The organism is Perlabentimonas gracilis, assembly GCF_011174675.1.
Lineage (GTDB): Bacteria > Bacteroidota > Bacteroidia > Bacteroidales > Tenuifilaceae > Perlabentimonas > Perlabentimonas gracilis.
In genome coordinates, this window is record NZ_JAANIG010000024.1 from 16,490 (window position 1) to 42,778 (window position 26,289).

General features: G+C 45.6%; 21 protein-coding genes. 16 read left to right on the plus strand and 5 right to left on the minus strand.

Features of this window, described 5'->3' with window-relative positions; genetic code table 11:
* Window positions 1-4: 4 nt before the first annotated feature.
* From G8O23_RS10975 to G8O23_RS10990, 4 genes are all read right to left on the minus strand, one after another.
* Window positions 5-1,327: a hypothetical protein gene (locus G8O23_RS10975; RefSeq protein ID WP_166364736.1), complete on the minus strand. Its 1,323-nt coding sequence runs from the start codon at window positions 1,325-1,327 to the stop codon at window positions 5-7.
* Between the two features lie 29 nt (window positions 1,328-1,356).
* Complete coding sequence (locus G8O23_RS10980; RefSeq protein ID WP_166364738.1) at window positions 1,357-1,506, minus strand: hypothetical protein; 150 nt, start codon at window positions 1,504-1,506, stop codon at window positions 1,357-1,359.
* A 1,585-nt stretch (window positions 1,507-3,091) separates the two neighbouring features.
* Entirely contained in the window at window positions 3,092-3,742 is a 651-nt protein-coding gene (locus tag G8O23_RS10985; protein ID WP_166364740.1) for a response regulator transcription factor, read from the minus strand.
* On the minus strand, window positions 3,732-5,714 hold the full coding sequence (locus G8O23_RS10990) for a tetratricopeptide repeat-containing sensor histidine kinase (RefSeq protein WP_166364742.1): 1,983 nt from the start codon (window positions 5,712-5,714) through the stop codon (window positions 3,732-3,734). The genes G8O23_RS10985 and G8O23_RS10990 overlap by 11 nt, the downstream gene beginning before the upstream one ends.
* Window positions 5,715-5,922: 208 nt before the next feature.
* Between G8O23_RS10990 and G8O23_RS10995 the strand changes: the two genes are divergently transcribed.
* The 11 genes from G8O23_RS10995 to G8O23_RS11045 all read left to right on the plus strand — a co-directional run bounded on the left by G8O23_RS10995 (window position 5,923) and on the right by G8O23_RS11045 (window position 20,828).
* Complete coding sequence (locus G8O23_RS10995) at window positions 5,923-7,293, plus strand: sigma-54-dependent transcriptional regulator (protein WP_166364743.1); 1,371 nt, start codon at window positions 5,923-5,925, stop codon at window positions 7,291-7,293.
* Between the two features lie 259 nt (window positions 7,294-7,552).
* Entirely contained in the window at window positions 7,553-8,923 is a 1,371-nt protein-coding gene (locus G8O23_RS11000; RefSeq protein ID WP_166364744.1) for a hypothetical protein, read from the plus strand.
* Window positions 8,924-8,973: 50 nt separating this feature from the next.
* Complete coding sequence (locus tag G8O23_RS11005) at window positions 8,974-9,639, plus strand: DUF3575 domain-containing protein (protein ID WP_166364745.1); 666 nt, start codon at window positions 8,974-8,976, stop codon at window positions 9,637-9,639.
* Between the two features lie 301 nt (window positions 9,640-9,940).
* The gene (locus G8O23_RS11010) at window positions 9,941-10,330 is read left to right on the plus strand and encodes a hypothetical protein (RefSeq protein ID WP_166364746.1); all 390 of its coding nucleotides are present in this window, start codon (window positions 9,941-9,943) and stop codon (window positions 10,328-10,330) included.
* Window positions 10,331-10,534: 204 nt separating this feature from the next.
* Window positions 10,535-11,773: an efflux RND transporter periplasmic adaptor subunit gene (locus G8O23_RS11015; protein ID WP_166364747.1), complete on the plus strand. Its 1,239-nt coding sequence runs from the start codon at window positions 10,535-10,537 to the stop codon at window positions 11,771-11,773.
* Between the two features lie 82 nt (window positions 11,774-11,855).
* On the plus strand, window positions 11,856-14,960 hold the full coding sequence (locus tag G8O23_RS11020) for an efflux RND transporter permease subunit (RefSeq protein WP_166364748.1): 3,105 nt from the start codon (window positions 11,856-11,858) through the stop codon (window positions 14,958-14,960).
* Between the two features lie 150 nt (window positions 14,961-15,110).
* Window positions 15,111-16,283: a TolC family protein gene (locus G8O23_RS11025; protein WP_166364749.1), complete on the plus strand. Its 1,173-nt coding sequence runs from the start codon at window positions 15,111-15,113 to the stop codon at window positions 16,281-16,283.
* An 82-nt stretch (window positions 16,284-16,365) separates the two neighbouring features.
* A complete protein-coding gene (locus G8O23_RS11030) occupies window positions 16,366-17,556 on the plus strand; it encodes an ATP-binding protein (RefSeq protein WP_166364750.1) in 1,191 nt (396 codons plus the stop codon).
* A 62-nt stretch (window positions 17,557-17,618) separates the two neighbouring features.
* Window positions 17,619-18,260, plus strand: coding sequence for a cation diffusion facilitator family transporter (locus G8O23_RS11035; RefSeq protein WP_219932496.1), 642 nt, complete (start codon window positions 17,619-17,621; stop codon window positions 18,258-18,260).
* 65 nt (window positions 18,261-18,325) lie between these two features.
* On the plus strand, window positions 18,326-18,505 hold the full coding sequence (locus G8O23_RS11040) for a MarR family transcriptional regulator (protein ID WP_166364753.1): 180 nt from the start codon (window positions 18,326-18,328) through the stop codon (window positions 18,503-18,505).
* 238 nt (window positions 18,506-18,743) lie between these two features.
* On the plus strand, window positions 18,744-20,828 hold the full coding sequence (locus G8O23_RS11045) for a S9 family peptidase (protein WP_166364755.1): 2,085 nt from the start codon (window positions 18,744-18,746) through the stop codon (window positions 20,826-20,828).
* Window positions 20,829-21,237: 409 nt separating this feature from the next.
* On the opposite strand, the gene G8O23_RS11050 is transcribed toward G8O23_RS11045, so the two are convergent.
* Window positions 21,238-21,966, minus strand: a complete 729-nt coding sequence (locus G8O23_RS11050; RefSeq protein ID WP_166364801.1) for a tRNA threonylcarbamoyladenosine dehydratase — start codon at window positions 21,964-21,966, stop codon at window positions 21,238-21,240.
* A gap of 184 nt (window positions 21,967-22,150) precedes the next feature.
* On the opposite strand from G8O23_RS11050, the gene mce reads away from it, so the two are divergent.
* The 5 genes from mce to G8O23_RS11075 are packed head-to-tail and all read left to right on the plus strand — an operon-like array spanning window position 22,151 to window position 26,224.
* Window positions 22,151-22,561, plus strand: coding sequence for a methylmalonyl-CoA epimerase (mce, locus tag G8O23_RS11055; RefSeq protein ID WP_166364757.1), 411 nt, complete (start codon window positions 22,151-22,153; stop codon window positions 22,559-22,561).
* A 38-nt stretch (window positions 22,562-22,599) separates the two neighbouring features.
* On the plus strand, window positions 22,600-24,165 hold the full coding sequence (locus G8O23_RS11060) for an acyl-CoA carboxylase subunit beta (RefSeq protein WP_166364759.1): 1,566 nt from the start codon (window positions 22,600-22,602) through the stop codon (window positions 24,163-24,165).
* A gap of 15 nt (window positions 24,166-24,180) precedes the next feature.
* Window positions 24,181-24,603, plus strand: coding sequence for an OadG family protein (locus G8O23_RS11065; RefSeq protein ID WP_166364761.1), 423 nt, complete (start codon window positions 24,181-24,183; stop codon window positions 24,601-24,603).
* A 12-nt stretch (window positions 24,604-24,615) separates the two neighbouring features.
* Entirely contained in the window at window positions 24,616-25,059 is a 444-nt protein-coding gene (locus tag G8O23_RS11070) for an acetyl-CoA carboxylase biotin carboxyl carrier protein (RefSeq protein WP_166364763.1), read from the plus strand.
* 4 nt (window positions 25,060-25,063) lie between these two features.
* A complete protein-coding gene (locus G8O23_RS11075) occupies window positions 25,064-26,224 on the plus strand; it encodes a sodium ion-translocating decarboxylase subunit beta (protein WP_166364765.1) in 1,161 nt (386 codons plus the stop codon).
* The last annotated feature ends 65 nt before the right edge of the window (window positions 26,225-26,289 follow it).

Below are 26,289 nucleotides of genomic sequence, written 5' to 3' on the forward strand. Positions count from 1 at the left end.
CCAGCTAAATATTTTCCTTTGCCATTAGCTCTTCGAACATAATGTGGCTTCGAGGGGTACCAAATGATCCGTTGGGTGCAACCTCCTTCTCAACATGCATAGTGTACAGCTTGCATAACCCATCGGGCAGCTCCGCCGCAACTTGCACCGTTGTTTCGCTAATGTTTTTAACAACCCACTGGGTTTTGGTGCTATCGGCCCACTCCTCAACCCTTTTGCTCTCCCAGGGTTTAACAACGGCTACCCTAAGCACCTTAGCGTTGGGGGTTGAGGTGCTAAGCGCCATGAGTGCTGCCGCTTTGGGCTCTGCTGCCTCGGGATCGGTAATAGCCTCGGGCTTCATGGTTGTTAGCTTGCTGCGCTCCTGCTTGCGGCTCTCGTTAAGCTCTATGAGCTTCGATAGGGCGTTGAGCACCGACTCGAGGCTTGAGGACGAGTCGGTAAATAGGGGTCTTAGCTCGTCTATTTGTTGGGTAAACCCATCAATCTCCTTTTTACCAATTAGGTAAGGTTTCTGGTTCTTATCGCTAATCCAATCGACATCGCGGTTCAGAAATTCTATCCTGTCGTTAATCTGCTTGCCAACCTCGTCTACCAGCAGCTTGGAGGTTTCGGCAAACCGACTGGGGAATTGTTGAACTCGCATCTTGGTGTCGGTAACAATGCTCTCGAGGGTAATCGTTACTTGGCTAGCAAAAGCCACCTGGCTGTATTCGGCTAGCAGATCCTGAGCTTTTGCAAAACTCTTCTTATGCTCAAGGAGTCCGGGGATATTTTGGGGAGCACCATCGAAATAGGGGATATCCTTAAACCTATCGACCCAGAGTTTGCACAGCTCCTCGTTCTGCTGAGCCTTTACCTCCATCTCCCTGTTGGCCTCGGCTTTTTGCTGCGCGTTGGCTCGCTCCTCTTGTTCAAGTAGCTTAATGTGCTCAGCCAGCTCCTTTATTTCGGGGATATCGGTTAGTGGTCCAGCGAAACGAGAGTAGTAGGTGTCGAGCTCGCGCTTTGCCCACTCGAGCTCTTTCCTAACAATATGATCGCGGATTCGATTAAGCTGAGCCTGGGCTTCGAAGGGGAGCTGATTGTTCCCGCCAGGGCGAGTGCTCACGCCTTTTCGCTCCAAATCTTTGCGAAGCTTCTCAATTTTCTGCATCAGCGACTTCACCTGAAAATCGTCGGGGGTCTGCTGTTTTGCCTCAGTGCAAATCTCATCGGCCTTGTTTAGCAGCTCCACGGCCTCGTCGTTCTTTCCGCTAAACATGCTTCTTTCTGCATTTCGCAAGTAGCCATTGGCCTCTTGTAGCGTTTTTTTCGTGTCAATCATAGCAGTGTAGTTAGTGGGTTAGTACATCATTAGCTAATTTCATTCTCTTTGCCTTTGGATTTCGACGAATTGGTCATGGCAGATGCTTCGCGCTTAACGCCTTTAGTGGTGCTGCGGATAGAGTTTGAAATCCCAAGAATGCGCTGAATGGTCGATAGGATTTGCTGAATTGTTCTCATGATACAGATTTTTTGGTTAATAAATTTGGGTTATGTCCCACGGGGAGACTTAATTATTTATATACCAAAGTTACTTTGAGCCGTAGCGCATTACCATGAGGGAAAACCCTCATTTTGCATAGGGGAATTAGGAAGGGGGTGTCGTAAATCTGTGGTTACAAGCCGCGATGGTGATGTTGGGTGCCCATGAGCGAAGGGTTTTGGAAGGGGGAATCCAGGGTAATAACCCAAACTTTAGAGATGGGATATACCTTATATATTTGGTTCTACCACGACTTTAATGGGTCGCTCATTTACATTAAAATATTGTGTGCTTCAATATAAAGCAAAACCTTAGCATTTCAATATTATCGGTGCGCCTGCACCTGCTTTTTACATTAGAAGAGTTTCTTTTTACAAATATCACCGGTACTACGCACCTATACGTTTTTGAACCATTTAAACATTAGCTGCAGAGCACCTGCCTGATGGCAGTCAGGGCGTAAATACTTGTATAAAAGTTAAACAAATCCAACGGGGTAAGGTGCGCCTGCCTGCTGCAGGCAGGCGCACCGATAATGTTATAACTATGTTAAGAATCTTCCATTAAAGTCGTGGTAGAACCATATATTTTCAACATAGAAGAAACTGTTTAAGTTTAAATTATAATTTTTTATAAAGCCCCCGTAGGTGGCAAATAGCGATGGGAAAAATACTTTCTTGAAATCTTAGCGCCTCGTAGAGTGCGCAATAGATATTTTTTCTTTATTGCACCCTCTCTGGGGTGCTTCGTTAAATTTTTACTAGTTTTCAATCGCTATTTGCCCCTGCCTAACGGCCAGGCAGGCTCTAACGAGGGCGGCTGTTAATTGAGATTTCAAAATTTAAACAGTTTCTAATAATTGCCACGGGAGTTAATATGTAAAAAGTAATATGGGCCTTAGCCTGGCAGCAGTTAGAGGGAGGAGCAATTCGAAAGTCCAAAAACTAGTTAAGGAGGAATGAAGTAGAGAATACTAGCAGATTGCAATGAGCTAGGTGCGGAGGGAAGGTGAAACGGGCGGGAGAGTTGGCGGGAATGCCAAATCCTTAGCCCCATGTGCGAGGGCGCTTGCGTTCGATTTGGAGCGCATTGGTGGATTACAAGTAGAACGATGAGGAAACTTTGAAAACCCAGGTATGCTAAGGGTGAGCAATCTGCTCGGTGCGATCCAAATCGCTTACGTCGCCATGGGGCTTAGGATTTGGAAGGGCGGGTGGCAGCATTGTTTCACCTGATTCTTTGTTTACTTTCTCATTTAAGGAGAAAGTAAGAGGGCATAACCAAAGAGCCCTGAGGGCACTATGCTTGCTGAGAAAACGATATTAAACAGAAGGCTATGGTGGTAGACAGGCCCAATAAGAGCACTGTTGAATTTGGCGTGTCTACCGACATAGGCATGATAAAGCCATTTTTGTAGCAAACTTGTCCAACAGGCTTAAGTCCGTGGCAATTAGTAAAGTGTTTTGTAGGAATAAAACTTAAACAGTTTCTTGAATACCGATTGGTTAAAATGCTCGACTTATCGCTTGTTTTTAATAGGTTTATTGAGAAGGGGAGTAGTACTTACTCAAGCGAAACGATATCGTTTTTAATGGCAAACTTTATTAGTTCAATGGAATTTCTAAGCTCAAGCTTTTCCAGCAAGTTGTTTTTGTGGTTCTCAACGGTTCGGGGGCTAATAAACAGCTTCGACCCAATTTCCTTAAAGCTTAGCCCATTGCTAAGGTGGTGAATAATCTCCTTTTCTCTATCGCTAATGTGGGGCATCGCTTTAATTGATTTGAGCTCATCAATTTTCCTTTTGAAGCTTCGGAAAACAATCGACGATAGGCTTTGACCAAAGTAGGGCTCTCCCTCCATCACCGTTTTCATGGCAAAAATCAGCTCCTCGCCCGATGAGTCCTTATTTAAAAAGCCGTCGGCACCCTTACTAACAGCTTCGCACACAATGGCCTCATCCATCTCGGCAGTTAGCATAAGCACTCTGCAGCTGTAGCTGTTTTTGAAAAACTCTATTAGATCGAGGCCAGAAATGTCGGGTAGAATAATATCGAGCAGAACAAGGTCGGGGCGCGTGTCTCCAATACTTGCTTTTAGGCCCTGGGCGCTGGCCGCTTCAAACACCAGCTCAAAGTTAGGATCGCCGAGAAGGAGGGCTTTTATGCCGTCTCGAATAATCCTGTGGTCGTCTACAATGGCAATTTTAGTCTTCATTGTTTGTAATATATGGCAATGCAATGGTAAATCGGCTTCCCTGTCCCGGCTCGCTCTCCACAAGTAGACTCCCCGATATTCTTTGGAGAAGATCTTTGCATATCATCAGCCCCAGTCCCGAACCCTTTTCGCCATCAAGTCCTGGTTTGGCCTGGGCAAAGCATTTGGTGTTTTGCAGAGTATCAACCTCCTCGGGGGTCATGCCCACGCCCTGGTCGCTCACAATAATCTCAAGCAGGTTGTTTTGTTGCTTTGCCGATATTTCGATAGTGCTACCACTTTTGCTAAACTTCATGGCATTGGATAGGAGGTTTCGCAAAACGGTTTCCAAAATATTGTAATCGGCCACCAAGCTGAAACTGCTGGCAACTTGCTTTGTAATGGCTATTCCCTTTAGGTTTGCCACGGGTACTGCCTGTGCCACAACCTCATCAACTACCTCGCAAATTACAATTGGTTCCAGCTTCACGGGAATATTGTTTTGCTGCGATTGCGCCCAGCCCAAAAGATTTTTAAGCATCCCCTTAAGCGCGTTGGCCGACTGGGCAAGTTCCCCAAGGTAGTGCTTTATGTTATCGGCTGATATGCTGTCGTACCGGCTGTTTAGCGTTTCCACAATGGTTGAGAAGCCCGCAATGGAGTTCCTTAAATCATGGGCCACCACCGAAAAGAGTTTATCCTTGGAGTGGTTTAGCTCGTTGAGCCTCGCGTTAATTTCGGTTAGCTGCCGTTGGGTTTTCTTTTTGATGTTAAATCGGCTGAGGAGCGATCCTAAAAGGATGATTAATACCAGCGAAAAGCCTATCATTAGATATTTTTGCTGATTGGCTTGGTTCAGCTTAAGCTCCTGCTCAATTTTTTCTTGATTTAGCAGGGCCAGCTCCTTCTCCTTTTGTTCGGTTTCGTACTTAGCCTGAAAATCCATCAGCTGTTTTTGGGCTCTTTCGTTGTATACCGAGTCTTTCAGCACATAGTACTGCTTATAGTTATCCAAAGCCTTGGAGGTGTTGCCCAATTGCTCGTAGAGCTGCGATAGCTCCCTGTAGTTCTTAAGGATCATATTCGTGAAGCTTACCCTTTGAGCAATGGCAAGGCTTTGGTTGTAGTAGTCAACAGCTGTTTGGATATCTCCCTTTTTGAAATGATTTAGGGCAAGATGATTTAGCACAATCGACTCCGATACGTATACCCTGTGCTCCTGAAAGATGGCAAGTGCCCGCAGCAAGTACTCCTCGGCTAGCGCATATTGATTTTGTAAAGTGTACACCTCTCCAATTTGGTCGAGCCGATAACCCTTGGGAACAACATTCCCCAACTCCTCCTCAAGAGCCAGCGATTTTTTTAACCACTCCAGCGCAAGGTCAAATTTTTGCTGCGATTTATAAACCGAAGCAATGGAGGCCATGCGTACAGCAATTTGATTCCTATTGTTGCTCTCCTGAGCAATAGCTAATGATTTGAAGAAAAACTCAAGCGCCTTGTCGTACTGGCGCCAAATCTCGTAAATCTTTCCTATGGCGTTTATGTCAATTGAAATGTTTTCCCTATCATCAAACTTTTCGTCAATCACAAGGGCATTGCTGAAGGCCTCTAGCCCCTCTTGGTATTTGCCAACAATTACATAGTTGTACCCCAGCTCGCGATAAGCATTGGCTATTTGCGACGAGTCGTTTGCAAGCACTGCATACTTTAACGATTCAGCTGCTTGATGGCTTGCCTTATGGTTTGCCCCCGCTAAACGGTGGAATAGCCCTTTCCTGAGGTGAGCCTCCGATATGGATGTGTAGCTGATTTTCGGAGCGTTTTGGTTTAATGCTATGTACTCGTCGAGAAGGGTGTGAGCCGCATCCACCTCACCAGCGTCATAAAGGGAGTCGGCTTTTGCGAAAACAAGCTCTTGGTAAGAGTTCGTGGAGTACGAGCTAAGAAATTGTCCACAAACCAGAATGATGGTAATAATTATTTTCTTCACCAATTCGGCTTTATTACTGTTGCTAAAATGTATGATTATAATCACTAACAGCATGAATTTACAACTATTTTTATTACCAGCCCATTCGAAAGGTTAAGCAAGTTGACAAATTTATTTGCAGGTGTGCTAATTCATCGGATGTATTTGATTTCTGATATTAAGCTCCTATATTAGCTTATTGGGGAACACAAATAACGCTTGGTCGCAAATGGCTAGAATCCTTGTAGTTGACGACGACTCCAGCTTCTGTATTATGCTTAAAACCTTTCTCAGCAAGAAGGGACATAGCGTTTCAGAGGCTTTCTCGGTGAGCGAGGCGCTTAAGCAATTCGCTGCCGATGAGTTTGATATTGTACTTACCGATTACCGCCTGCCCGATGGCTCTGGGCTAGATATTCTGCGTGAGGTTAAGTCGCAAAAGCCCGAGGCAGGAGTAATAATTATGACAGGCTACGCCGATATCCGTATGGCCGTTAAGACCATTAAGCTTGGTGCTTTCGACTACGTGGCCAAGCCCATCAACCCCGATGAGATTACGCTTACCATTCAAAGTCTTCTATCGCAAACCAGTACCAAGGAGGTTAAGGAGCCCAAGCAAAAAGTATCTTCAAAAGAAAAATCGTCTGATTTTATTGAAGGTGAGAGCGACAACGCCTTGCTGGTGAAGGAGCATGTTGAGCTGGTTGCCCCAACCAACCTGTCGGTTATAATTCAAGGCGATAGTGGAACGGGCAAGGAGTACGTGGCTCGTCGAATACACAACCAGAGCCACCGAAGCAGCAAGCCGTTTGTGGCTGTCGATTGCGGTGCCCTCTCGAAGGATTTGGCGCTAAGCGAGTTCTTTGGCCATATCAAGGGGTCGTTTACAGGAGCCATATCCGACAAAACAGGGCAGTTCGAGGTGGCCAATGGTGGCACACTCTTCCTCGATGAGATAGGCAACCTGTCGTACGAGGTGCAGGTAAACCTGCTGCGCGCCATACAGGAACGTCGCATAAAGCCCATAGGTAGCAATCGCGAGGTTAAGGTAGATGTTCGTATTATCGTTGCCACTAACGACGACCTGCAGGAAGCTGTTAGGCAGGGTAAGTTTCGCGAGGATCTTTTCCATAGGCTTAACGAGTTTACCATACATGTGGCTCCCTTGAGCGAGCGACTTAACGATCTTCCTCAGTTTGCCAATCATTTCCTTTCGCAGGCCAATGCCGAGCTTGGCAAAAACGTGAGGGGGTTCTCTGCCGAAACCATGGAGGTTTTTAGCCACTACAGCTGGCCGGGTAACATACGCGAGCTTCGCAATGTGATTAGGCGAGCAGTGCTTGTTGAGCAGGGAAACACATTGGGAACCAAAAGTTTACCAGCCGAAATTGTGTCGGGCAAGCTACGTAAGCAAAGTCCCCTTGTCAACAATCAGCAGCAACCCGAAAACCTAAGGGATCTTAAGGAGATGGCGGAGCGCGAGTTAATCCTAACAACCCTCGAAAAAGTACGCTACAACAAGAGCAAAGCGGCATCTATACTTAATATCGACCGCAAAACGCTTTACAATAAGATGAAGCAGTACGGGTTGCAGCTGTAGAGCTGATCTCGATTTTGTTCTAGTTAGATGTTTTTCAATTTTCAAGATTATCGCAAAGAACATTTGCGTTATTTGCAAAAGGTAGAGTATGGTATTGTGGGGCATACAATATTTTGGTTTATCTTTCTCCATAGTTTACAGTTTAATCACCAATCCATAATTATTCGTTGTACTTAAAATAATATCCATTTTTAATGGATATTTACATCACTTATATTTGTTGTACAATAAACCACGGTTGGACCTAAAATGATAACCTATGAATACTTTACGAATCGACCCAATAAAGTTTTGGATAATAGTTCTGTTCCTAAGTTTTTCCAAATTGGTATTTGCCCAAGATGCCATGGTACCCATTTGCGAGGGTATATCTACAATAGATGCTCGAATGGCATCGAGTATTAGTAGGCTAAAACATTACAACGATTTTCAGCAGGCAACACTTCAACAGCTCGACCAGGGTTTTGAACTCCATGTAGTGTATAAGGAGGGTGGTATTTTCAAGGTGGACAGAATCCCCCTTACCAGAACAGAGGTTGAGCAGATATGCTCAGAGATTAGCGCAACATCAAAGCAGCGCGTAACCTCAGAGTATGACAATCCTACTCAAGAGGCTCGGCGTAGGTTGATAATTTCCTCTTCGGCATACTCATTAGGATACTATAGCTGGGCTGTGCCAACGGCCCTAAAAGCGAGAGATTACAAGGCTTACACCGCATCGTATATGCTAATAGGTGGTGCTGGTTTTTTTGTCCCTCTTTTTGCTACCAATAAGCATGACATCACTAATGGGATGGAGAGGGCATATACCCTAGGTGCAGCAACTGGTTTTACCCATGGACTTTCGCTCAATATGCTGCTGCTTGGCGAGGATGACAGTAGTTTCGAAACAATTTTGGGCTTTACCACTGCATTTAGTATTACCGAGAGTATTTTGGCTTTGTCGCTTGCCAAGAAGCATAGCATTTCATGGGGTTATGCCAGTATAATGGGTAGTGGGGGGCTTTGGGGAGCAGCCTATGGGGCTGCACTTACATTTCTGGCTTCTGAGAGTGAGCAGATCAGGCTATACGGAGCGACGACCATGCTGGGATCTGCTGGCGGGTTCCTTGCTGCTCATCACCTATATAAAAGCCAATCAATTACCCACGGCGATGCTTCGGTAATCAATGCATTGGGAGCGCTGGGTGCCTATTGGGGAGGGGTTTTTATGGAGACACTCGATGTTAGCAACGAAAGAGCCATAATTGGTATGCTAACCGCTGGTGCAACTGGCGGGTTGGCCTATGGTATCTATAAAACAAAAGGATACGATTACACTCGCCAGCAGGGAAATCTAATCCCTCTGGGTTCATTTGCCGGGGGACTAATTGGTGCCGGATTTGGTATTTTAGTCGAGGCTGAAGAAACAGGTTTCCTTTGGCTAACTGCTCTTGGTGCAACTGGCGGATTCTTCCTGTCCGACTGGGTTCTCAGAGAAACCCGAAAAGATAAGTCCTCTCAGGCTTCAAACTTTAGCTTTCAAATTAATCCAATGGGAGTGCTAGGTGCAGCTAATGCCAACTTAATTCCTAAAACCAATGACCCACGCATAGGTAACACCATTGCCAATTTTAGGGTAAGCTTCTAGTTGATTTAGCATTAATTATTACCTCCTAAGCGAAACTACGATTAAGCGTGATGACAATATCTTGTAAACACATAATTTTCAGTGGTATATTCCTGTCTCTCTTTAGCCTTTCAGGGTTTGCACAATGGTCGTTACGTACCGATGTAGTTTTACCCATACGGAGTTCCTTATATTCTGACAGATATGGGATAGGAACAAGTGTAAGCGCTGAGTTTTCGGTAAAACCCAAAGTTGCCCTAAAGCTTGGGTTTATTCACAATACGCAGATAATTACCGATAATATGCCCGACTATACCGCTGAATACAGTGAAACATCCTACGATATAATTCGAAAAACTGGCCTGCGGGTAGGCTACAAGCTTTATTATATGTCCCAACCTGAGAAAGTATTGCCCAAAGGATTATACATAGCCGCATTTGCCGATGCAATGTATGGACACAGAGTGCTTACCAAACGAATCTATACTCAGGCGAATGGATACTCCGAGAACGTTCCGATTGATAAGAATGGGATTTTTCTTGGAGGGGGAGTTTCGGCTGGGTACACCTTTATGATTGGACACTTTATTGTGGAACCCAATTTTGGCATAGGATTATGTTTTAACCCAAAGAGTTTTTACAATGAGAACAGCTCAAGTTTGTTTTCCGAGTTGGCTCCACTGCCATTGCACATTTCGGTTTGGCATATCGAGTTGAATTTGGGCTGGGCTTTTTAGTTTATGGTATATTGCTTAGCATAATCTTCCTATACATTGTTGGATTTTCGTGGTTGGAAACTAGTTGAGCTATGTGTTTTGATATTCGAAAGTAGAAAGCATGCCCTGAGCCTGCCGAAGGGTCGAAAGCTGAAACTAAGAAGACGGAAAACCTGTCATCCCTGCCTGCCTTGACGGCCCGCCTGACCGCAGTAGTCGGGCAGGCAGTCAGGCAGAGACAACTGATAACCATCTACCAAAATCCCCATAAGTTGGTAGTGCTGTTGTATTTAGTTTTTCATATATTTGCCCTGTGAAGCAAATGGTAAACATACTGGTAAAGCTAACGGCGCTACTTATCCTTAGCGGGATGATGCTGCACGAGGCCATTCCACACCATCACCACAGTTCGGCTGGTGAGGTGCATACCTGTTGCCATTCGCATGAGCATAACGATACCGAGAGCAACGATGTGCAGCCATGCACCATTCTTTCGAACATTAAGTTCGAGAATTTCAAGCCTCAAATTCAGGTTCATTCGCAGGAGTTAAAGCGCAATCATTCCGATTTCCATTTCGATGCCTGCGAGCATTGTGCCGAGCAGTACGGCGTATTCGAACTACTCAAAACGCCAATTCATATTCCCCAATCCGTTTTCTCCGAAACGGAGTATTTCCACACCTTCTCGTTCAGAGGGCCACCCTCCGCTTAACTTTTAATATCATCCTAAGTGGCTTAGTAACATACAATCTATTATTAGGTTGATATTAGGGAACGTATAGAATTCCCACTATTCCGTTTTGTGCCGTCTTAGTGCTCTTTGTGTAATATTTTGATTTAAACGCAAGGATAAATTAAGTGGCTTCTTAAAAAGTTGTATTTCCCTTTTTCATTCATAACCTTATAGTTAATCACAATGAAAATCTTTTCAATAGTAGCAATTATTGCTATAGCGTTAGCATCATGCCAAAACAACCAAGGGCATGAGCTGTTGGGCTGTGGTCACGATCATTCTCACGACCATACGCCAGCCAAAGCGAAAACCAATACTCACGTGCATACCGATGAGTGCGATCATAACCACGATCATGAGCATGCTCACCACCATTCACATGCAGCAGGCGCCGATGACCACAAGGAGCATGACCATGGGCATGATCATGAAGAGTACGGTGTAATTCATGTTAGCGAGGTGCCTTTTAGCCAATCGGTACGCGTTGGTGGAGAAATTCTTCAATCGCCCGGCGACGAGCAGATTGTAGTTGCCAATCATGATGGGCTTGTGTTTTTTGCAAGCAAATCGATGCAGGAGGGTGTGGCGGTTTCCCAAAATCAAACGTTGGTTACTCTTACCTCGGGTGCGCTGGTGCATGATAATTTGGAAGCGGGTTTCCTAGAGGCCAAAGCGCAATACGAGAAAGCTAAGGTGGACTACGAGCGTGCCCAAAAGCTGGTAGCCGACACCATTATTTCGGAGGGGCAGTATCTCGATACTAAGCTGGCATACGAAACAAGCCAGCTAACCTATAATAATATCCGCAGAAATTATGAGAATGGTGGCCAAAAAGTGCTTGCACCCTTTAGTGGATTCGTAAAGCGTATCCATATTGCCGAAGGGGAGTTTGTGCAGGCAGGTCAACCGCTTTTCACCATCGCGCAAAACAGTAGGCTGGTGGTTAAAGCCGAGATGCCCCAACGGGCAGCGGCATCTCTTGGGAATATCCGCACGGCAAACTTTATCACCCCATATAATGGGCAAGTCTTTTCAACTCAAGAGTTAAACGGTAAACTTATTTCCTGGGGTAAGTCCACCGCGCAAGGCAGTTACTACATCCCTGTTATTTTTGAGATTGATAATAGGGGCGATTTAATATCGGGAACATACATAGAGGTTTACCTCAAATCTGCCACTGAGACAAATTCAATTGCCATTCCTAAAACAGCCTTGCTTGAGGAGTTTGGCAACTACTACGTTTTTGTCGAGAGCCATGAAGGCTGGGAGAAACGCTACGTGCACATTGATGGAACTGATGGCAAGATGGTACGCATTGCCCAAGGATTAAAGGTGGGCGACCATGTAGCCACAGCAAATGTATCGAGAATTAAACTTTCGCAAATGTCGGGCCAGCTACCCGAGCATGCGCATGTACACTAGAACAGTTATCGGTTGTCGGTTATCAGTTGTCGGTTTTTAGCCAACAACGAACAACCGACAACATACAACCCACAACAAAATTATGCTAAACAAAATAATATCATACTCACTAAATAGCCGCCTGCTGGTGCTTATGCTTGGCCTTATGCTGCTGGTTGGTGGCACGTGGATTACCACAACCACCGAGGTTGATGTGTTCCCCGACCTAAACGCACCCACTGTGGTGGTAATGACACCCGCTCCGGGTATGGCGCCCGAAGAGGTGGAGAAGATGGTTACTTTCCCAATCGAAACATCGGTAAATGGGGCAACCGGCATTCGCCGTGTACGCTCAGCCTCTAGCATGGGGCTTTCAACCATTTGGGTCGAGTTTGACTGGGGGGCCGATATATACAACGCACGCCAAATTGTGAGCGAGCGCCTTATGTTTGTGGCCGACGAGCTGCCCAGCGGGGTCGACAGGCCTATGCTCATGCCACAATCGAGCATTATGGGCGAGATAATGCTTTTTGCCCTAACATCGGAGGAAACATCGCCGCTCGATTTGCATACCATTGCCTCGTGGACAATTCGTCCCTTGCTACTTTCCATAGGCGGCGTAGCCGAGGTTTCGTACATCGGAGGCGAGGATAAGGAGTATCAAATCCTTGCCAATCCGCTTCAGATGAAGCACTACAACGTTTCGCTCGATGAGCTGCTAACTGCCTGTAATGAGCTAAACACCAACGTGGCCGGTGGCTTTATTGAGGAGTACGGCAATAAGTATCCCGTTGTTGGCCGTGCCCGCACCAGTAATCCATACGATATTGCAAGTACGGTAATAAAAACAGCCAATGGCTATCCTATTACCATTGCCGATGTGGCCACCGTAAAAGTTGGTGCTGCCCCAAAGGAGGGCGATGGTTCGTATCGGGGCACCGATGCGGTAATTGTAACCGTAACCAAGCAACCCAATGTGAATACGCTTAAGCTTACCCAAAAGATAAAAGATGCTCTTGCCGATTTACAGGGCACGCTGCCTGCCGATGTGCAAATCCACACCGATATTTTTGAGCAGGCTACCTTTATCAATACATCTATCAACAATGTTAAAAAGGCGCTGATAGAGGGGGCCATACTAATTGTTGTGGTGCTTATGATATTCTTGATGAACTACCGTACCACAATTATTACCGTGGTGGCCATTCCAATTTCCATTCTGGTTACGCTTGTAACGCTTCGCTGGCTTGGGTTAACCATCAATACTATGAGTTTGGGCGGTATGGCCATTGCTATAGGCTCACTGGTTGACGATGCCATTATTGATGTGGAGAACGTGTACAAGCGCCTTAGGCAAAATCATATTCTGCCTAAGGCGGAGCAGAGGCCTATGCTGAAAGTGGTATACGATGCCTCTGTAGAGATTCGCTCATCAATATTCAATGCAACGCTAATTATTGTGGTGGCTTTTATCCCGCTGTTTTTCCTTAGCGGGATGGAGGGGCTAATGCTTAAGCCGCTGGGGATATCGTTTATTGTTTCGCTGTTTGCATCAACGCTGGTGGCGCTTAGCCTTACCCCGGTGATGTGTAGCTATATGCTTACCAGCCAAAAGCAGCTCGAGCGCAATGCCAAGGGCAGCTGGGTGGAGAAAAAGCTGACTGCCGCTTACGCCAATATCCTTCGTAAATCGCTTAGGTATAAAAAGGTGATTATTGGCAGTGCCGTTAGCCTGTTTGCTTTGTCGGTTGTTGTGCTGCTAATGCAGGGGCGCAGCTTTTTGCCACCATTCAACGAGGGGTCGCTTACCATAAATTTGGCTACTGTGCCAGGCGTTTCGTTGGGTGTTTCCAATGATATTGGGAATAAGGCCGAGCAGCTGCTCCTTTCAATTCCCGAGATTACCTCGGTTACTCGCCGAACTGGTAGGTCGCATCTCTCGGAGCATTCGTTCGATGTGAACCAGTCGGAGATTGATGCGCCATATATGCTGGGCAGCCGTTCGCGATGGGCGTTTCTGCGCGAGGTGCGCGATAAGCTAAACACCCTTGAGGGTGTTGTGGTTGAGGTGGGTCAGCCCATAAGCCATCGTATCGATGCTATGCTCTCGGGCCACAAGGCCAATATTGCCATTAAAATTTTTGGGTACGATTTGAATATGATGCACACCCTTGGTACCGAGATTAGCGAGGCTATTGCCGACATTCAGGGCATTGCCGATTTGGCCGTGGAGCAGCAGGTAGAGATTCCCCAGCTGCAAATTCAGCCCTACAGGCAAATGCTTGCTCGCTATGGTATTGCAACCAATCAGTTTAACAGATTTGTGCATACCGCATTTGGCGGAGCAAAAGTTTCGGATGTTTTTGAAGGCGATAAGAGTTTCCCCATGGTGATAAGGTTCGATGATGAGTTCCGTAACTCGTTCAACCATATTGTTGATGCGCCAATTGATACCGATAGTGGGAATAAAGTTCCGCTGGGTCAGGTGGCCAGCGTGGTAAGCGCATCGGGGCCAAATACCATAAACCGCGAGAATGTGCAGCGTAAGATTGCTATTAATATCAACGTGGCCAATCGCGACCAGCTGAGCGTGGTGAACGATATTAAGGAGCGAATTGGCTCTGAAGTAATTCTACCCGAGGGGTATCGGGTTGAGTATGGTGGGCAATTCGAGAGCGAGGCGGAGGCAACAAAACGATTGCTACTGGCATCAATCCTTTCCATTGCTGCCATATTCCTGCTGCTTTACCACGAGTTGCGTCAGCCAACGCTTTCGGCCATAGTGCTGGCAAACCTACCCTTTGCACTAATAGGTGGAGTTATGGCTATTTGGATATCGTCGGGTATGCTAAGCATTCCAGCTATTATTGGGTTTATTACGCTTTTTGGCATTGCCACCCGAAACGGAATCCTGCTCATATCGCGCTACGAAGCGCTAAAAACGGAGGGACTTTCGCTAATCGACAGGATTGTTGAGGGCTCGCGCGATAGGTTGCTGCCCATTGCCATGACAGCCCTAACCACGGCGCTGGCTCTTATTCCGCTTGCCCTAGCGGGCGATAAGCCGGGTAACGAGATTCAAAGCCCAATGGCGGTGGTAATTCTAGGCGGATTGCTTAGTTCCATCCTCCTCAATATTTTCGTAGTCCCAGCAATTTATATGGTTTACGATAAAAGAAGGGATAGGCTAGAAGGGAAGAATGACTAGATAACCCCGTAGGGGTTAAATATCAATTACCACGAGCTTAAGCCCGTGGTTGTTAACGAAGAGTAAGTGCGTCGCACGTATAGTTTATTGCTCGAAACAGCAACCAGTCTTGCGACGCAATCATCATAAACCAATTGAAACGATATTAGTATGAAATACATAACATCAATATTACTGCTAATTACCATTACCCTCACATCGTTGGCACAGGTTAGTATTAACGATGCCCTTAATCAAATTGAGGCAAATAGCCCAGCCATTGCAGCGCTTAAGGCTCAAGTGGATTTTCAAAAGGCCGAGGCTCGAACTAACCTGTTACCCCCCAACCCAACCCTTGAGGGTGGGCGATTTCCCGCTGTTGAGGGAGCTGGTGTAAAGTACGCCTGGGGCGTAAGCCAAAGCTTCGAGTTTCCCACGGTGTACGCTAAGCGCAATCAGCTGGCCAGAGCCAACGATAAGTTTGCCGATGTGAGTTTCAGCGCAGCAAAGCAGGAGGTTTTACTGCAAGCCAAGCACGTTATTCTGGATTATATTCATGCAAAACGAATGCTTGCAGAGCTGAATCAACGCGAAAAGTTTGCCAGCAATATGCTTGGTATTATCAAAAAAAAGGTTGATGCTGGCCAGGCAACTGCAATAGATTTGAATAATGCGCGGTTACGAATGGTTGAGGCAACGCAGAACGCCAGCAGCATGAGGTCGCAGAAAAATATTTTGCGTCGCAAAATTGTGTTGCTTAATGGCGGGCAGGAGCTGGCTGTGACCGACTCGCTGCTTTTGCTTTTACCGTTGGACGAAAGGGAGACCGTTTTCAGTCAGTTTGCCCAGTCCGATCCTCGCTTTGCAGAAACCCAGCAATTGGTGGCTATGGCCGAGCAGAGTAAGTTGCTGGTAGCGCATCAGGGATTACCCGAGTTAAACATTGGTTACCAGTCGGAGCAAACAGGTGCAGAGCATTTTACTGGTTTCAAGGCTGGCCTTTCCATACCTTTATGGGGCAACTCTGGAAATCGGCGGGCTGCAGCCATTAAGTTGAACTCATCGCAAGCCCATGCGCTTAGCCAGAGGGCAATGCTTGAGCTGGAGTTTGAGGAGTTGTATCAGCAAACGCTGAGTATCAAATCGCAGCTCGACGAGCTACGAAAAGCCCTGAAGAGCAACAATAATCTGGAGCTAACCCAGCGTGCCCTTGAGGCAGGTGAGGTTTCGGTAATCGATTTCTTTAACGAGGTTACATTCCTTTACGAAATTACCGATAAGGTTTTTGACCTTGAGCTACAGTATGCCAGGCGCTACGCCGAACTGCATAGGTTTGAGTTGTAACTATTTTTTTAAGAAACTTACGATCGGTTTGTGTGTTGACCAATAAATTGCTATATTTGGTCAATGCACAAACCGTTTTTTTATGAATTCAATTTATGATTTTTCCGCAAGGGTGGTTGAAATGGTTAAGGTAACTAATATTCGACCTCAAATTGAGTGGCTAAAACAGAACGAAAGGCTAATAGGCATTAAGGGGAGTAGAGGTGTTGGTAAAACCACCCTGCTGTTGCAGTATGCAAAAACGTTGCTAAAAAACGATTCTTTTGTTTATATAAGCCTCGATAATCTATACTTCACCGAGAATAGTTTACTCAATTTTGCCGATGAGTTTTATAAAAACGGAGGTAAAGTTTTACTTATCGACGAGGTTCATCACTATCCAAATTGGTCGTTGGAATTGAAAAACATTTACGACCTTTTTCCTGATTTAAAAGTTGTTTACACCGGGTCATCTCTTCTCCATCTTTCAAAAGGACTAAGCGATTTGTCAAGACGTAGCGTAGTTTACAATTTGCCTGGATTGTCGCTAAGAGAGTTTATTAACTTTTCTACAAAGTTAAATTTAGCTCCAATTTCTTTAGATGAGATATTGACTGACCACGAATCGGTTGCCAAGCATATTTGGAAAGAAACAAAACCCATAAAATGGTTTAATCAATACATCAACCACGGATACTACCCGTTTTTTTTAGAGGGGATTGATAATTATCATCATAAGTTGAATGGAGTAATTCTTCAGATCCTTGAGAGTGACTTACCCTATATTTCTGGAGTTAGTTATAGTAACATAAACAAGTTGAAGCAATTACTTTATGTTATATCCGAGAGCGTTCCGTTTAAACCAAATATTGAAAAACTCAGCGAAAGGATTGGAATTTCAAAGAATACCCTAAAGGATTATCTCCATTATCTCAACGATGCCCTTCTTATTAGCATGTTGTACTCCGATAGCAAGGGTATAAGTCGATTAACAAAACCCGATAAAATTTATTTGCACAACACCAACCTTATGTTTGCACTAGCAAATACATCATCAAACACAGGTAATGAACGCGAGACGTTTTTCTACAATGCCCTAAGCGCAAAGCATGCAGTTAGCTACACACAAAAAGGCGATTTTTTAATTGATGGTCGTTACACCTTTGAAGTTGGAGGAAAAAACAAGAGTCACAAACAAATTGAGGGGGTAGAGAATGCTTACCTAGCCATTGATGGCATTGACACTGGGTATGGCAATCAAATTCCCTTGTGGTTATTCGGGTTCATATATTAAAAACCATTAAAAACCTTAAACAAACTTTGAGGTTGGGTGTTTGAATGTGTAAATCTAGAGTAATGCAACGACAAAAACTTATTCAGCTAGCCCTAATCCTAACCATAATTACCCTTACCTACAACTTTGCCGAGGGGTTAATCTCCGTTTTCTTTGGCATAAGCGATGACACCCTAGTACTGTTGGGCTTTGGGGTTGATAGCTTTGTTGAGATGATATCGGCATTTGGAATTCTGCATATGGTGCTTAGGATGCGTAAGTCGCAGGCCGAAACCCCCGATAGCTTTGAAAAGAATGCGCTTAGGATTACCGGCACGGCCTTTTACTTGTTAACCCTTGGCTTGGTAGTAGGGGTTGCAATAAATTTTTATACTGGCGACGAGCCCGGAACAACAGTTGTTGGTATTATCGTTTCATCAGCATCAATACTAACGATGTGGTTTTTAATGCGGGCAAAGCAAAACGTAGGGCGTAAGCTTAATTCCGCAGCCATTATTGCCGATGCCAACTGTACCAAAACATGCTTTTACCTCTCGTTCATACTTCTGGCATCTAGCCTTTTGTACGAGTTTACAGGTATTGGCTGGGTTGATAACCTGGGATCGCTGGGCATTGCGTGGTTTGCATTTACGGAGGGGCGCGAGGCGTTCGAGAAGGCTCGCACTGGCAACCTGAGCTGTGGATGTGAGGGCAATTGCCATTAGTATGTACATTTGCATAAACCCATATAAATTACTGTCGTTATTCATTAAACACTAATCATTTAGCTATGGAACCAAAAGACAAAGTACTCGAAACCATTAAGAGCGCTGGCAAGCCCATGAAAGCTGGCGAGGTGGCCGAAGCCGCCGGAATTGATAAAAAGGAAGTTGACAAGAGCATCAAAAGCCTTGTGGCCGATGGCGTTTTGCACTCACCCAAAAGGTGTTTCTATGATTTGAAGAAGTAGATTCGTTTTTTGTTTTTCAACACAGACCTGCCAGCGGGCAGGTCTGTGTTCGGTTTCTCTTCTCTTTATCTTTCTCCAAAATCCTCTTTCTCTGTGCCTCAGTGCCCCCGCCTGCCAGCGGGCAGGTCTGTGTTTGTTTTTTTTATATCTCCCCCTCCAAAAAATCTCCTACCAATTATCATTGTTCGTTACTCCTACAATTCATACCTTTAGCAAAACTTTCCTAATTCAACTAGCTATGAGAAAAATACATCTATGGTTGATGCTGGTTTTGCTACTCGCAGTATCGTGCAACACTAGCCAAAAATCAACAGAAAATATTATTGGGCCCGCAGACATTACGATCGAGAACGGATTGTTAACTCCCGAGGTGCTGTGGTCGTTTGGACGGCTAGGCGAGGTGGCCGTATCGCCCAATGGCGAGAAGGTTGCCTACACCGTTTCGTTTTACTCCATTGAGCAGAACCGCAGCAACAGCGAGGTGTTCATGATGAATGCCGATGGCACTAACAAAATCCAGATTACCAAAACCGCTGCCCACGAGTATAACTTGGCTTGGGTTGATAATAGCACGCTTGCATTTATCTCTACCGAGGGTGAAACCGCACAGGTTTGGACAATGAATGCCGATGGTAAGAACCGCAGAAAAATTTCGAATTTCGAGAGCGATATCAATGGGTTTTCCATTTCGCCCAAAGGCGATAAAATACTGTTTATAAGCGAGGTTAAGGTCGATAAGGCCACTGCCGATATTTATCCAGACCTGCCCAAGGCTAGCGGAATGATGTACGAAGATTTGATGTATCGCCACTGGGACACATGGGAGGATGGCTTCTACAGCCATATTTTTGTAGCCGATTTTACAGGCGAAAAGGTTCTTAATCCTGTTGATATAATGCCCAACGAACCCTACGATTCGCCCCTAAAGCCCTTTGGTGGTATGGAGGAGATTACCTGGTCGCCCTGCGGTAAGGCTATTGCCTACACCTGTAAAAAGTTAACTGGCAAGGAGTATTCCTTTAGCACAAATTCCGATATCTACCTATATAATATTGAGAAGGCAGAGACCAAAAACCTTACTGAAGGGATGATGGGCTATGATTGGCAGCCAAATTTTTCGCCAAGTGGCGATAAAATGCTGTGGCTATCGATGGAGCGTGCAGGTTTTGAGGCCGATAAGGAACGAGTTTTTATGATGGATATGGAGTCGGGAGAAAGAACTTATCTAACCCCTCATTTCGATCATTCACCCTCGAATATTCAGTGGACCCCCGACGGAAATTCTATATACTTTGTGGCTGGTGTTGAGGCTACTCACCAAATTTATAAAATGGATATTGCTACTCGTGAGATTACTGCCATAACTGATGGCCTACACGATTACCATTCTGTTGCCATTGCTGGCGATATGCTAATTGGCGACAAGGTTTCAATGGTTTCGCCTGCCGAAATTTTTAGCATCAATCCAATAACTGGCGAGCAGAAGCAACTATCGGAAATAAATACCCATATCATGAGCCAGCTCACTATGCCAACCATCGAGCGTAGGTGGATAAAATCTACTGATGGTAAGATGGTACATACCTGGGTTATTCTTCCACCTAATTTCGATAAATCTAAAAAGTATCCAGCACTGCTTTACTGCGAGGGTGGCCCTCAAAGCCCCGTTAGCCAGTTCTGGAGCTACCGCTGGAACTTTTCCATCATGGCATCCAACGGTTACGTAGTGGTTGCCCCGGCTCGTCGCGGCTCGCTCACTTTTGGACAGGCCTGGACCGATGAGATTAGCAAGGATCATGGAGGACAAGAAATGCGCGACCTCCTTGCAGCAATAGACGAGGTAAAGCAGGAGCCTTGGGTTGACGAGGAAAGGCTTGGGGCAGTTGGTGCAAGCTACGGAGGCTACACCGTTTTCTGGCTTGCCGGCAATCATAATAACCGATTCAAGGCGTTTATCTCGCATTGTGGTGTGTTCCATTCCGAGATGGAGTATATGACCACCGAGGAGATGTTTTTCGATCAGTGGGAGATGGGCGGTGCCCCTTGGGAGACCGATAACAAGGTGGCCATGAATAGCTATAAGCATAGCGCCCATAACTATGTTAAGAATTGGGATACGCCAATTCTGGTTATCCATGGCGGTAAAGATTTTCGCATACCATACACTCAAGGGATGGCCGCTTTTAACACGGCACAAATGCTCGATATTCCAAGCAAATTCCTCTTTTTCCCCGACGAGAATCACTGGGTGCTAAAACCACAAAACGGTATTCTTTGGCAGCGCGAGTTTAAGGCTTGGTTGGATAAGTGGTTGAAGGAGTAAAAATATTTAGTCCGAGTGCGACTCTAAGTCGTGCTCGGACTATTTTGGATAAATGAAGTGGATTAACTAAAAATCTAGTGAACCTTTGTGGTTTTCGTGAAATAGTTTATCAATTCAGTTTCACGAAGTGACACAAAGTAGCCACAAAGGGACACCAAGAAAATACTGAATTTTCACTACTGACCGACTAATAAATATAGATTTAGCTTCGCTGCTACTTCGTGGTCTCGCTTCGCTCGAAATGACAGTACTTTCAAGAGGTCTAAGGGGGTAAGGGGGAGAAGGCGGCGTAGCCGCCTTCTCCCCCTTACCCCATACAGCGTAACAGCCTGTCATTTCGAGCGAAGCGAGAAATCTATTACATTATTATCATTTTAAAAAAGACTTAGTCGGACACTAGTGTAATTTTCTATAAAGCTTTATCACTAATAAGTTCCCTCACCACCACCGAGGCCATTAAACACCCAAATAGCGGGGGCATATACGAGATGGTGCCGATGGTGGTTTTCTTATTGGGCTCATCCTCGCACGGAACCATGGCATGTTCTGGCACCTCTTCGGTGGAGAATACCACCATAAAACCTCCCCTAACGCCCAATCGCCCCAACCGTTTGCGAAGTACTCTGGCCAATGGACAAATGCGCGATTTGGAGAAATCGGCAATTTCCACCTTGGATGGATCGAGCTTTCCGCCACTACCCATAGAGCTAACCAGCTTATGCCCCTTTTGCAAAGAGTGATATATCAAAAAAATCTTAGGCGATAACGTATCAATGGCATCCACCACGTAATCGAATTTTGTTTCCAGAATCTCAATCATCCTATCGTCGCGGATGTACTCTTGTATGACATTGAGCTTGAGCTCTGGATTTATATCCATCAATCTATCGCCAACAACTTGAGCCTTTGGCTTTCCCGTTGTACTTACCAGTGCTGGTAGTTGTCGGTTGCGGTTGCTTGGATTTAGTACATCTCCATCCACAATGGTCATTTCGCCCACACCAGCACGGCAAATTTGTTCCGCAGCGTAGGCGCCAACACCACCAAGTCCAACTACCAGTACGTGCTTGTTTTTCAGGTTGCTACTAGCCTCAACACCAATAAGAAGCTCGGTTCGTTCTTGCCAATTCATACTAATTATATGTTTAATGCTGTGCAAAAATACCAAAAATACGCGGCGCACACTAGCTACTCATATTGAACACTCATACAAAATATGTTGCACAACAAGTGGTTATATGCTCAAAAGCTGATTTTTCATTACCTTAGTTAAAAGGTTACCTACTACTTTTGTAGTCAGAATAATTAAACCCCCACAAGCTATGAAGATTACTCACATTGAACACATTGGAATTGCAGTAAAGAGTTTGGATGAAGCCATTCCTTTTTACGAAAACGTATTCGGTCTTAAATGCTATAACGTTGAAGAGGTTAAGGAGCAAAAGGTGAAAACCGCCTTCTTCATGGTTGGCCAAACAAAGATTGAATTGCTAGAATCGACCGACCCTGAAGGGCCAATCGGTAAGTTTATCGACAAGAAGGGCGAGGGCGTTCATCATATTGCTTATGCTGTTGATAAGATTGAAGATCAGCTGCAGACAGCCGAGGAGAAAGGAGTAAATCTAATTGATAAGGCACCACGTAAGGGCGCCGAGGGGCTCGATATTGCATTCCTACATCCAAAGTCAACCTTTGGTGTGCTTACTGAGCTATGCGAGAACAAGAATAAGTAAACAACAATATTGATAATACTTCCAAAATACTAGTTAAAATGACTAAGACTCAGGAGCAAAAGATTCAGGAACTAATTGAGCTACGCGAGAGAGCGAAGCTTGGTGGAGGCGAGAAACGCATAGCAGCCCAGCATAAAAAGGGCAAGTTTACTGCCCGCGAGCGCATCGATATGCTGCTCGACGAGGGTAGTTTTGAGGAGTTTGATATGTTCGTGTCGCACCGTTGTATAGACTTTGGATTGGAAAAGGAATCCTACCTATCCGATGGTGTTGTTACTGGCTATGGAACAATCGATGGCCGAATAGTGTACGTGTTCTCGCAAGATTTCACCGTATTTGGTGGTTCTTTATCGGAGATGTATGCCGCCAAAATCTGCAAAATAATGGATATGGCCATGAAGGTGGGTGCTCCTGTAATTGGTATAAACGATAGTGGTGGAGCCCGTATTCAGGAGGGTGTGAAGAGCTTGGGAGGCTATGCCGATATTTTCCAGCGCAACATCCTGGCTTCAGGAGTAATTCCTCAGATATCTGCAATTTTTGGGCCCTGCGCAGGGGGTGCAGTATACTCACCCGCGCTCACCGATTTCATTGTGATGAGCCGTAACACCAGCTACATGTTTGTTACCGGCCCCAAAGTGGTGAAAACTGTAACCGGCGAAACGGTAACAGCCGATCAGCTTGGCGGTGCCGATGTGCACGCATCTAAGTCGGGTGTGGCTCACTTTGTTTCCGATACAGAGGAGGAGGGCATTCAGCTTATCCGTAAGCTGCTAAGCTACCTACCCCAAAACAACCTTGAGGATCCCCCAGTTGCTCCCTGCGACGATCCAATCGACAGACTTGAGGATAGGCTTAACGAGATTATCCCTGAGGTGGCTAACAAACCTTACGATGTGCTTGATGTAATTGAAGCTATTGCCGACTATGGCGAGTACCTTGAGGTACACCGCCATTACGCTCCTAACATTGTTACTGGATTTGCTCGTTTCAATGGTATGTCAGTGGGCATTGTGGCCAACCAGCCAAAGTATATGGCGGGTGTGTTAGATATTAACGCTTCGCGTAAAGCTGCACGTTTTGTTCGCTTCTGCGATGCTTTCAATATTCCAATTGTAACCCTTGTTGATGTTCCCGGATTCCTTCCCGGAACGGGTCAGGAGTACAACGGAATTATTCTTCACGGGGCTAAGCTGCTTTTCGCCTACGGTGAGGCAACCGTTCCCAAGGTTACTGTAATCCTTCGTAAGGCCTACGGTGGAGCTTACGACGTGATGAGCTCGAAGCACCTACGTGGTGACATTAACTATGCTTGGCCGGGTGCGGAGATTGCAGTTATGGGCCCCAAAGGTGCCATTGAAGTTCTTCTGAGCCGTGAGCTGGAAACCATTGAGGACGAGAAGGCCAAAGCGGACTTCCTGCTTAAGAAGGAGAATGAGTACAAGGATAAGTTTGCCAACCCATACGTAGCGGCCAAGTTTGGTTATCTCGACGATGTGATTGAGCCAAGGAATACGCGTTTCCGTATCGTCAGGGCATTGCAGTCGTTGCAAACCAAGAAGGACTTGAATCCACCCCGTAAGCACTCCAATTTACCACTTTAAATCCACAGCAGAGCTATGAATATAAGTCCAATTCTATTATCCGCTGCTCAAACCAATGCTGCCGAGGAGTTCGTGAAGCTCGATCCCTATGGCGTGGGGATGGCCGCAATGGCCATGCTGGTGGTGATATCAGTGCTAGCAATTTCTGCCATAGTTTTCCAGAATATCGACAACCTCATCCATTTTGTTACTAAGCTATTTGCTAAACGCAAGCCAAAAGGTAACGAGCAGGAGGGTGAAGAGAAAGCCGAGAAGGTGAAATCGAGCGGAGAGGAGATGGCTGCCATTGCCATGGCAATGCATCTTTTCAAAAGCGAGCTGCATGACCAGGAGAGCCTAACCCTTACCATCAATAAGATATCAAGGACATACTCGCCTTGGAGCAGCAAAATTTATGGTATAATGAATAAAGCAGTTAAACGAAACCCTTACTCGTAATAATACATCAAAATGAAAAACTATAAATTTACTATACACGGCAATCAGTACGATGTAAATGTCGTTTCCGTAGAGGATAATATTGCCGAGGTTGAGGTGAACGGAACAAGCTACAAGGTGGAGATGGAGAAAGCTATTCAGCAAACCAAAACCCCCAAGCTCGTTCGCCCTTCGGCTGTTCCATCTACCGATAGCCATCCATCAGTATCCAAAACTAGTGCGCCATCGGCCCCCAAGGGAGCTGGTTACGTTAAGTCGCCACTGCCCGGTGTAATTCTCGACCTGTATGTTAAGGAGGGAGAAACAGTGAAGAAGGGCCAGAAGTTGCTATGCCTTGAAGCGATGAAGATGGAAAACAATATCGATTCCGACAAGGATGGTAAGATTGTTAAAATTAATGTGAACAAGGGTGACTCGGTTATGGAAGGCGACATCCTAGTAACCATAGGAGAGTAACAGTATGGAAGGACAAAGTTTTTTCAGCTTTTTAACAGAACACCTCCTCCATTTCTACAGCAATACCGGTTTCTCAAATTTCACCTGGGGACACGGTATTATGATAGCCATAGGGCTGTTTTTTATATACTTGGCCATTGCTAAGGAGTGGGAGCCTATGCTGCTAATACCCATTGGGTTTGGTATCATTGTGGGGAATATTCCTTTTACCGAAGGGTTTATGGTTGGTATATACGAGGAGGGGTCGGTGCTTAACTACCTGTACTTTGGAGTTAGGTACGGTGTGTATCCTCCATTGATATTCCTGGGTATTGGGGCTATGACGGACTTCTCTACCCTAATCTCCAACCCAAAGTTGATACTTATTGGTGCTGCGGCCCAGTTTGGTATATTTGGTGCTTATGCACTTGCACTTGCCCTTGGATTTACAGGTGCTGAGGCAGGAGCTATTGGTATCATTGGTGGTGCCGACGGCCCAACGGCTATCTTTATTAGCTCAAAGCTAGCTCCCCACTTAATGGGTGCCATTGCCATCTCGGCATACTCGTATATGGCTCTTGTGCCTGTGCTTCAGCCACCTATTATGCGGTTGCTTACCACATCAAAGGAGCGGGTGATTAGAATGAAGCCCCCACGTACCGTTACCAAGTTGGAGAAGATCCTTTTCCCAATCATTGGTATGTTGCTCACAACTTTTGTGGTTCCAAGTGGTTTGCCGCTGTTGGGTATGCTCTTCTTTGGTAATCTGCTTAAAGAGAGTGGTGTTACTCGTCGCTTGGCTGAGACTGCACGTGGCCCACTGGTAGATATTGTTACAATACTGCTTGGTCTTACAGTTGGTGCCTCTACCCAAGCCACAGTATTCTTAAACCCCTCATCGGTAATGATCTTTGGGTTGGGTGCTGCATCGTTTATCCTTGCCACAACTACTGGTATTCTCTTTGTTAAGTTTATGAACCTTTTCCTTAGCACCGAGAATAAGATTAATCCGCTGATCGGTAACTCAGGTGTATCGGCAGTGCCCGATAGCGCAAGGGTTTCGCACCACATTGGTATGGAGTACGATAAGTCTAACTACCTGCTTATGCATGCCATGGCGCCTAACGTTGCTGGTGTTATTGGTAGCGCAGTTGCTGCGGGTATCTTGCTTAGCTTCCTTTACTAAGAATATATCACACTTTATTAGTGAAAACCGACAGCAATCCTGTCGGTTTTCTTTATTTTTACTGC